Annotated in this window: 8 protein-coding genes; 5 read left to right on the top strand and 3 right to left on the bottom strand. The window is 36.0% G+C overall.

Annotation, left to right across the window (positions count from 1 at the left end; all coding sequences use genetic code 11):
• The first annotated feature begins 42 nt into the window (after positions 1-42).
• Positions 43-792 (top strand): uroporphyrinogen-III synthase, encoded by a 750-nt coding sequence (locus tag Q0Q96_RS02055; RefSeq protein WP_293871141.1) that lies wholly within the window; start codon positions 43-45, stop codon positions 790-792.
• Positions 793-882: 90 nt separating this feature from the next.
• On the opposite strand, the gene pckA is transcribed toward Q0Q96_RS02055, so the two are convergent.
• Together pckA and Q0Q96_RS02045 are read right to left on the bottom strand one after the other, a co-directional pair.
• A complete protein-coding gene (pckA, locus tag Q0Q96_RS02050; protein WP_293871138.1) occupies positions 883-2,508 on the bottom strand; it encodes a phosphoenolpyruvate carboxykinase (ATP) in 1,626 nt (541 codons plus the stop codon).
• Between the two features lie 81 nt (positions 2,509-2,589).
• Entirely contained in the window at positions 2,590-2,976 is a 387-nt protein-coding gene (locus Q0Q96_RS02045) for a DUF423 domain-containing protein (RefSeq protein WP_293871135.1), read from the bottom strand.
• 123 nt (positions 2,977-3,099) lie between these two features.
• On the opposite strand from Q0Q96_RS02045, the gene Q0Q96_RS02040 reads away from it, so the two are divergent.
• The 4 genes from Q0Q96_RS02040 (at position 3,100) to Q0Q96_RS02025 (ending at position 6,268) form a co-directional block, all read left to right on the top strand.
• Positions 3,100-3,858, top strand: coding sequence for a DUF3108 domain-containing protein (locus Q0Q96_RS02040; RefSeq protein WP_293871133.1), 759 nt, complete (start codon positions 3,100-3,102; stop codon positions 3,856-3,858).
• A gap of 12 nt (positions 3,859-3,870) precedes the next feature.
• Positions 3,871-4,197 carry a hypothetical protein gene (locus Q0Q96_RS02035; protein WP_293871130.1) on the top strand — a complete coding sequence of 109 codons (327 nt, stop codon included), beginning with the start codon at positions 3,871-3,873 and terminating at the stop codon, positions 4,195-4,197.
• A gap of 12 nt (positions 4,198-4,209) precedes the next feature.
• Positions 4,210-5,583, top strand: a complete 1,374-nt coding sequence (locus tag Q0Q96_RS02030) for a saccharopine dehydrogenase C-terminal domain-containing protein (RefSeq protein WP_293871128.1) — start codon at positions 4,210-4,212, stop codon at positions 5,581-5,583.
• A gap of 214 nt (positions 5,584-5,797) precedes the next feature.
• Positions 5,798-6,268 carry an Lrp/AsnC ligand binding domain-containing protein gene (locus Q0Q96_RS02025; protein WP_293871125.1) on the top strand — a complete coding sequence of 157 codons (471 nt, stop codon included), beginning with the start codon at positions 5,798-5,800 and terminating at the stop codon, positions 6,266-6,268.
• Positions 6,269-6,504: 236 nt separating this feature from the next.
• On the opposite strand, the gene Q0Q96_RS02020 is transcribed toward Q0Q96_RS02025, so the two are convergent.
• A partial coding sequence (locus Q0Q96_RS02020) for a class I tRNA ligase family protein (RefSeq protein ID WP_293871122.1) occupies positions 6,505-8,707 on the bottom strand: 2,203 nt, incomplete at its 5' end.

Raw genomic sequence — 8,707 nt, 5'->3', positions numbered from 1 at the left:
ATTATTTGATTACAAAAAATTTAGCACATTAGAATGTCAAATTTGAAAGTGAAAACAATATTGGTGTCACAGCCAGAGCCCAAAGTAGAGAATTCCCCTTATTTTGAGTTACAACAAAAACACAAGGTAAAAATTGATTTTCGCCCATTTATACATATTGAGGGTGTAAGCGCTAAAGACATTAGGGCTCAAAAAATTGACCTCAACAATTTCTCTGCAATCATCTTAACGAGCAAAAATTCTGTCGATCATTTTTTTAGAGTAGCAGAAGAAATGCGTTATAAAGTTCCCGAAGATTTGAAATATTTTTGCCAGTCAGAAGCAATTGCTTTTTATCTTCAGAAGTATGTAGTATACCGAAAACGCAAAATTTATGTGGGTCTAAAAGACTTCGCTGATTTGTCTCCGTTGATCAAAAAATACAAAGAAGAAAAATTCTTGTTGCCAGCTTCGGATCAATTAAATTATGATGTGCCACAAACATTAAATAATCTAAAAGTAGCATGGTCACAAGCTGTTTTTTACAAAACAGTAATGAGTGATTTATCTGATTTAGCAAATGTCTATTACGATGTTTTAGCTTTTTTTAGTCCAACAGGAATCAAATCGTTATTTAAAAATTTCCCTGATTTCCATCAAAACGAAACTCGTATTGCCGTTTTTGGAAGTTCAACTCAAAAGGAAGCTTTAGAACACGGATTGCGTATTGATATTTTGGCTCCAACGCCGGAAACGCCTTCTATGACAATGGCGTTAGAACGGTATATTGTTGACGCTAACAAAGGAAAATAATCTTATGCATAAACTTAAATTGAATTATAAATTTTTCATAAAAAAAGCCATTCTCAATCAAGTGAATGGCTTTTTTGTAATTTTTTTTTGCTAAACTATTGGCCCTGCTTTTACTAAACTTTGTCCTTGTTCATTATCGGTATACTTAACGAAATTTTTAATAAACCGTGCTGCTAAATCTTTAGCTTTAGCATTCCAGTCTGACACATCTGAATACGTATCTCTTGGGTCTAATATAGTTGCATCTACATCGTGCAATGTTTTTGGTACTTCTAAATTAAAAAATGGGACTACTTTGGTTTCAGCTTTTTCAATAGAACCATCCAAAATAGCGTCAATAATAGCACGCGTATCTTTAATAGAAATGCGCTTTCCAGAACCATTCCAGCCTGTATTTACCATATAAGCTTGGGCATGATTTTGTTCCATTTTCTTAACTAATTCTTCACCGTATTTGGTTGGGTGTAACGTTAAAAATGCTTTCCCAAAACAAGCCGAAAATGTTGGTGTTGGCTCTGTTATTCCGCGTTCTGTACCCGCTAATTTAGCAGTAAAACCCGAAAGAAAATAATATTGTGTTTGTTCTGGCGTGAGTTTTGAAACTGGTGGCATTACTCCAAAGGCATCAGCTGTTAAAAATATCACTTTATTGGCATGACCTGCTTTTGAAACTGGTTTTACAATATTATGAATATGATAAATTGGGTAGGAAACTCTAGTATTTTGAGTAACAGTTGTGTCAATGAAATCTATAATTCCATTTGCATTAACAGTGACATTTTCTAACAAAGCATCTTTTTTTATCGCATTAAAAATGTCGGGTTCATTTGCTAGGCTCAAGTCGATGGTTTTGGCATAACAACCTCCCTCAAAATTGAAAACACCATCATCATCCCAACCGTGTTCATCATCACCAATTAATTCTCTTTTAGGGTCGGTCGACAAGGTAGTTTTTCCAGTTCCTGAAAGTCCAAAGAAAACTGCCACATCACCAGCTGCTCCTTTATTTGCGGAACAATGCATTGAGGCAATGCCTTGCAAGGGTAAATAATAGTTCATCATGGCAAACATTCCTTTTTTCATTTCGCCACCGTACCATGTTCCGCCAATAATTTGAATTTTTTCAGTCAAATTAAATGCAATATATACCTCTGAATTTAAACCATGAGCTGCATACTCTTTGAAAGATGTTTTAGAACCATTCATTACAATGAAATCGGGTTCGCCAAAATTTTCTAGTTCGGATTCAGTGGGACGAATAAACATATTGATGACAAAGTGAGCTTGCCAGGCGACTTCCATAATAAAACGAACTTTTAATCTAGTATTTTGATTGGCACCACAATAAGCGTCAACAACATATAATTTTTTTTCTGATAACTGCTTGGCGGTAGTGTCTTTCAGGGCATTCCATGTACTTTGTGAAATGGGTTTATTGTCATTAATAGCTTGATCTGAATTCCACCAAATGGTATTTTCAGTAATGCTGTCTTTTACAATGTACTTATCTTTCGGCGAACGACCCGTAAAAACACCTGTCATCACATTCACAGCGCCCAGCTCTGTTAATTGTCCCTTTTCAAAACCTTGTAAATTTGGATTTAATTCATCTTTGTATAGCTGGTCGTAAGATGGATTATGAATTATTTCTTGAACATTTTTAATCCCGTATTTTTCTAACGAAATCGATTTCGTTATTTGAGCATAATTCTCCATAAAAATTCTTTTGCAGTGCATTATTAATTAATAGTCAAAGGTAAAAATTAAATTTTAGAAACTATTTTATTTATATAAATATTATCTTTTTGCTTTCCAAACATCCCATAACAAAACGCTCCAAGCCGCTATTAATATGACTCCGCCAACAGGTGTTACAATCCCGATAAATTTAAAATCAATTCCCATTACAGGTTTTGTGCTTAACAAATAGATAGAACCGCAGAAGAAAATTACTCCAAAAATCACCAGTTGAAATATCATTTTTTTCGCTTTTTGGCTCAAAAAGGAATTAACTCCCAAAAACAATAAAAATAAAGCATGGTACATTTGATACTTTACACCGGTTTCAAAAGCATTGAGTTGATCTCCCGACAACAGTTTTTTTAAAGCATGCGCGCCAAAAGCACCTAAAATTATTGCCGTGATTCCCATCAAAGCACCAACACTTATTATTTTTCTTTCCATTTTACAGCTATATACTAAAACACAAATTTATCCGTTATCATGTTACCAATAAAGAAATTTCATGATTCTTTTATTAAAGTTACCGTTTTAAAAATTTTATATTTGCATTTATAATTTATAAAAATGAAATTTCTTTTTACCCATTACCTCTTTTTTGTTATCTGTACTACTACATTCGTAAATTCCCAAACTATTAAATCGGGAGAGAAACTAACTTTTGCTGGCTCTTACAACATGAGCGGTTTAATGACACAATTGGCACAAGTTACTTTGTCCACTGAAAATGTTACTACCCCCAAAAACAAGTATTTACATTTGAGTTGTGAGCTTGCAACTTACCGCAAATGGGATTCTTTTTTCAGAATCAGAGATATTTATGAATCGTATGTAAACCCGATTACCTTAAAGCCAACTTTATACAAAAGGAGTATTGATGAAGGAGGCTGGACAAAAAAAGAAAAGTATGTTTTCAAAGACATCACTGTTAACAGTACTTCCAAGACCAAAAACAGGCCCGAAACTCAAAAAACTTTTACCATTGGCAGTGCAACCCAAGATGTGATTTCGCTTTTGTACAAAGTAAGAACTATAGATTTTAGTAAATTTAAAGAAGGACAAACACAAAATTTGACGATTGTTTTTGATGAAAAACAAATTCCTGTTACACTAAAATATATGGGGACTGAAACTGTAAATGCTGGAAACCTGGGTAAAAAAGAGTGTTACAAATTATCTATTGGCGCCAAAACAGATGCTTTAAAAGGAAAAGACAAAAACCTTATTTGGCTTACCGCCGATGATAAAAAAATTCCAACATTACTCAAATTTAGCATTCCTGTAGGAACCGGACAATTAATTTTAACCTCGGCTTCCGGAATTTAATCTATTGAAATAATGAGAAAATTATTTTTAGTCTTGGGGATTATATTTACACTATTGGCAATACTTTTTTCGGTGTTGCCTTTTGATACGCTTGCGTTTTTACCTATTGGTCTAGCACTAATTTTTTGTTTAGTATTACTAAAAAAATCTGATGTAAATCAAAAAATGCTTCCTAATGCATTGCTTTTACTGTGTGTACTTTCGTCGGTATATGTCGTGGGCAAAACTATTTTTATAAAAGATGCGGTAGTGAAAGATGTGAAATTCGAACAGCAAAAAGTAAATGACACTAAAGAATCCAAAAAAGAACTTGAAAATTTAGAAAAAGACTTGCAATAATAAATTACCCCTATGAGAAATATTTTAATCATTGGTGCAGGTCGTTCAGCATCGTCGCTAATCCAGTATTTACTGAACAAATCTCAACAAGAAAATTTGCACATCACCATTAGCGATTTATCTTTAGAATTAGCACTGCACAAAACCAATAATCATCCCAATGCTACTGCCATAGCATTAGATATTTATAACGTGGCACAGCGGCAGACCGAAATTCAAAAAGCAGCAATCGTGATATCAATGCTACCAGCGCACATGCATATTGATGTGGCTAAAGATTGTGTGACGTTCAAAAAAAATATGGTAACCGCTTCCTATGTTTCTGATGAAATGCAAGATTTAGATACCGAAGTAAAAGCCAACAATTTGGTTTTTATGAATGAAATCGGGCTTGACCCAGGCATAGATCACATGAGTGCCATGAAAATCATTCACGAAATTGAAGACAAAGGAGGAAAAATGATTTTGTTTGAATCATTTTGTGGAGGATTAGTAGCTCCCGAAAGCGACAACAATTTATGGAATTATAAGTTTACATGGGCACCAAGAAATGTGGTCTTGGCAGGGCAAGGCGGAGCAGCTAAATTTATTCAAGAAGGAAAATACAAATACATTCCGTATCACAAATTATTTCGACGAACCGAATTCCTTAACGTTGAAGGTTACGGAAAATTTGAAGGCTATGCCAACCGTGATTCCTTAAAATACCGAAGCATATATGGTCTAAACAATATCATGACGCTATACAGAGGAACCATCAGAAAAGTAGGTTTTTCAAAAGCCTGGAACATGTTTGTACAACTCGGAATGACGGACGACACCTATATAATCGATAATTCAGAAAGCATCAGTTACCGCGATTTTATCAATCTCTTTTTACCGTATCATCCCACCGATTCTGTGGAAATAAAAACCAGATTAGCACTCGGCATCGAACAAGACGACATCATGTGGGACAAACTTTTGGAGCTCGATTTATTCAATGATAAAAAAATTGTAGGATTAAAAGACGCAACACCAGCCCAAATCCTAGAACGTATTTTAACTAACAGTTGGACCCTTCAGGAACACGACAAAGACATGATTGTAATGTACCACAAATTTGGCTACGAACTAAATGGCGAACGCAAACAAATAGATTCAAAAATGGTCTGCATTGGCGATGATCAAACCTATACCGCCATGGCAAAAACCGTGGGATTACCCGTTGCAATGGCAACTTTGCAAATCTTAAATGGTAACATCAAAACACCAGGCGTTCAACTCCCCATTAGCAAAGAAGTGTACGAACCTATCTTGAAAGAACTCGAAGAATTTGGCGTGATTTTCAACGAAACTCAAATGCCTTACGTTGGGTATAACCCAGATAAATTAGTGGGGAATTAGATATTTCAAAGCTACTTTTCAGAGTTATGCAAAGCGAATGGCTTGCGCATTCTTGCTATCCTTATTCCTGCTTTTCGTCATGCGCGGCATTTCCTTCAATCAGGGCTAGCAAGTAATCTATTTTTGTACATTTATCGAAAATATTTTCGACTTTTAGCACAAAATACTTCCTGTTTAAAAGCTATTTTCTAATTTAGCTTATAATTTACTAGTTATGAAAATAAATCAGCTTCAAATAGAAATTGACGGCATCGACAAAGAAATACTCCGAGACTTGATGCACGATGCCCGAAAACCGATACTGCAAATTGCCAACAAAATAGGAATTTCGGGCGCAGCCATACACCAGCGCCTGCGCAAACTAGAAGATGCTGGCGTTATTACCAGTTCAAAACTAATTGTTGACAACAAAGTTCTGGGCTATAAAACCATGGCATTTATTGGCATTTATCTAGACAAAGCATCCAGCAATGCCGAAGCGGTCAAAGAACTCAAAAAAATCCCCGAAGTTCTGGAATGTCACTATACAACAGGAAATTGGTCAATATTAATCAAAATGATTTGCCGTGATAATGAGCATTTGATGCAGCTTTTGAACAAAAAAATTCAGCCAATTGATGGTGTTTCGAGAACAGAAACGTTTATTTCGCTAGAACAACAAATAGAACGCCAAATACAGTTGTAGTGGATTCATTTTCTTATTAATGTATAACATATTCCAAGAGACTAACCGTTTTTACTGGGTTTAGACGTCAAACTTGGGGTTCCAGACGCCAAATTTGGGGTTCCAGACGTCAAACTTGGGGTTACAGACGTCAAATTTGGGGTTTTTGGAAATAAAAATCCCAAACTCTTTTGGAGTTTGGGACGAGATATAAGGAGATTTGCCTTTCGACTGCGCCCAAGGCGACCCTATTATTTTTATCCAACCAAGTTAATCACTTTGCCAGGTACGATGATTACTTTATTGGGAGTTCTTCCTTCTAATTGTTTGAGGGTTCTTTCGTCTGCCATTACAATTTCTTGTATTTCAGAAACCGTTAAATCCAATGGCAATTTGATGGTAAAACGCATTTTTCCGTTAAACGAAACCGGATATTCCTTTTCAGATTCTACCAAGTATTTTTCGTTAACCAATGGAAAAGTTACGGTCGAAATTGAACCTTCATGACCTAATTGTGACCAAAGTTCTTCAGCAATATGTGGCGCATAAGGCGAAATTACAATCGCCAATGGTTCCAAAATTTTTCGATGGTTGCATTTCAATTGTGCCAACTCGTTTACACAAATCATAAACTGCGATACCGACGTGTTGAACGAGAAATTCTCGATGTCTTCGGTAACTTTTTTGATGGTTTTGTGTAATGATTTGTACATTTCAGCTGTAGGAACTTCGTCAGCAACACAAAATGTGTTCTGTTCTCCCCCTTCGGGGGAGTTAGAGGGGGCTTCAAAATACAAACGCCATAGTTTTTTTAAGAATCCCGAAACACCCGTAATACCAGCAGTGTTCCAAGGTTTGGCTTGTTCTAACGGTCCAAGGAACATTTCGTAAAGCCTTAAAGTATCAGCGCCATAATCGTTACAAATATCATCCGGATTAACAACATTGTATTTCGATTTGGACATTTTTTCTACTTCGCGGTTAGTCACATATTCTCCGTTTTTGTCTAAAACAAATTCAGCATCTTTAATAAAACTAAAAAGAGGATCTTTTTTGATTGCTTCAATATCGAGAAAATCACTTGTTCCTTTAAGATAATTCAAACTTATTCTAAAAGGTGTAAAAGTTCCACTAAACTCTTCCCCAACATATCTAACATTTATTCCATGTGATTTATATCCTGAAATTATATCATCGACTATTTTCTGCGTAATAACATCAAATTCTCCATTAAGTCCTTTCTCGTATGATTCTTTTGGAATAACATATTTTTTATTGATGATTCCAGCTTGGGCAGCTTTAGGAACATCGTTTGGATTTTCAAATGACAGCCCAGGACCAAAACCATATCCAAAAGCACTCATCCCCAAAATCATTCCCTGATTGATTAGTTTTTTGAAAGGTTCTTCGGTTGGAGCAAAGCCTTTGTCTTTTAGGAATTTGTTCCAAAAACGAGAGTATAATAAGTGTCCGGTGGCGTGTTCGCTTCCACCAATGTATAAATCTACGTTTTCCCAATATTTTATTGCTTTTTGACTTGCAAATTCGTTTTCGTTGTGCGCATCCATATAACGCATCCAATACCAAGAACTTCCAGCCCAACCTGGCATGGTGTTTAGTTCTAAAGGGAAAACCGTTTCCTCCCCCGACCTCTCCGAAGGAGGGGAGATAAGTTCGTTAGAAACAACTTTATTGTTAACACTGTCCCAAGCCCAATTGGTTGCGTTTCCTAGTGGTGGTTGTCCGTCTTCGGTTGGTAAATAGTTGGCTACTTCTGGCAACACAATTGGTAAATGTTTGGCATCAATCATTTGTGGCAATCCGTTTACATAATACACCGGAAATGGTTCACCCCAATATCGTTGACGAGAAAAAACCGCATCACGCAAACGGTAATTAGTTTTGCCTTTTCCTTGATGAATCTTTTCAAGTTCTTCGATGATCTTTTTGGTTCCGTCATTGTAACCCAATCCGTTTAAAAAATCAGAATTTACTAATTCAAAACCTTCTTTACTACCAAATGCTTTTTCCTCCCCCAACCCCTCCAAAGGAGGAGAGATAAGACGGAATATATTTTTAATTTCAGGCATTCCAAGTTGACCTTTAAAGAAATTTGCAAAAGCATAATCACGTTCATCGCCACAAGGTACCGCCATAACCGCACCAGTTCCGTAACCAGCCAAAACGTAATCGCCAATCCAAACTGGAATAGGTTCTTTGGTAAATGGATGTTCGGCAAACGCACCAGTAAACACTCCAGAAATGGTTTTTACATCAGCCATTCTTTCTCTTTCGGATCGTTTTGCAGTTGCTTCTACATAAGCATCAACTGCTACTTTTTGTTGTGGAGTTGTAATTTGTGAAACCAATTCGTGTTCTGGTGCCAAAGTCATGAATGTTACTCCGAAAATGGTGTCTGGTCTTGTTGTGAAGACTTCTATAAATATCCCCTCCCCAACC

The sequence above is a fragment of the Flavobacterium sp. genome (genome assembly GCF_025352015.1).
GTDB lineage: Bacteria > Bacteroidota > Bacteroidia > Flavobacteriales > Flavobacteriaceae > Flavobacterium.
The sequence above is the reverse complement of the archived record's forward strand: the minus strand, read 5'-3'. Positions and strand labels throughout refer to the sequence as shown.

Bases quoted from the DNA above. Each gene is read 5' to 3' on its own strand.
- pckA (WP_293871138.1), bottom strand. From the start codon at position 2,508: ATGGAGAATTATGCTCAAATAACGAAATCGATTTCGTTAGAAAAATAC.
- Q0Q96_RS02045 (WP_293871135.1), bottom strand. From the start codon at position 2,976: ATGGAAAGAAAAATAATAAGTGTTGGTGCTTTGATGGGAATCACGGCA.
- Q0Q96_RS02040 (WP_293871133.1), top strand. From the start codon at position 3,100: ATGAAATTTCTTTTTACCCATTACCTCTTTTTTGTTATCTGTACTACT.
- Q0Q96_RS02035 (WP_293871130.1), top strand. From the start codon at position 3,871: ATGAGAAAATTATTTTTAGTCTTGGGGATTATATTTACACTATTGGCA.
- Q0Q96_RS02030 (WP_293871128.1), top strand. From the start codon at position 4,210: ATGAGAAATATTTTAATCATTGGTGCAGGTCGTTCAGCATCGTCGCTA.
- Q0Q96_RS02025 (WP_293871125.1), top strand. From the start codon at position 5,798: ATGAAAATAAATCAGCTTCAAATAGAAATTGACGGCATCGACAAAGAA.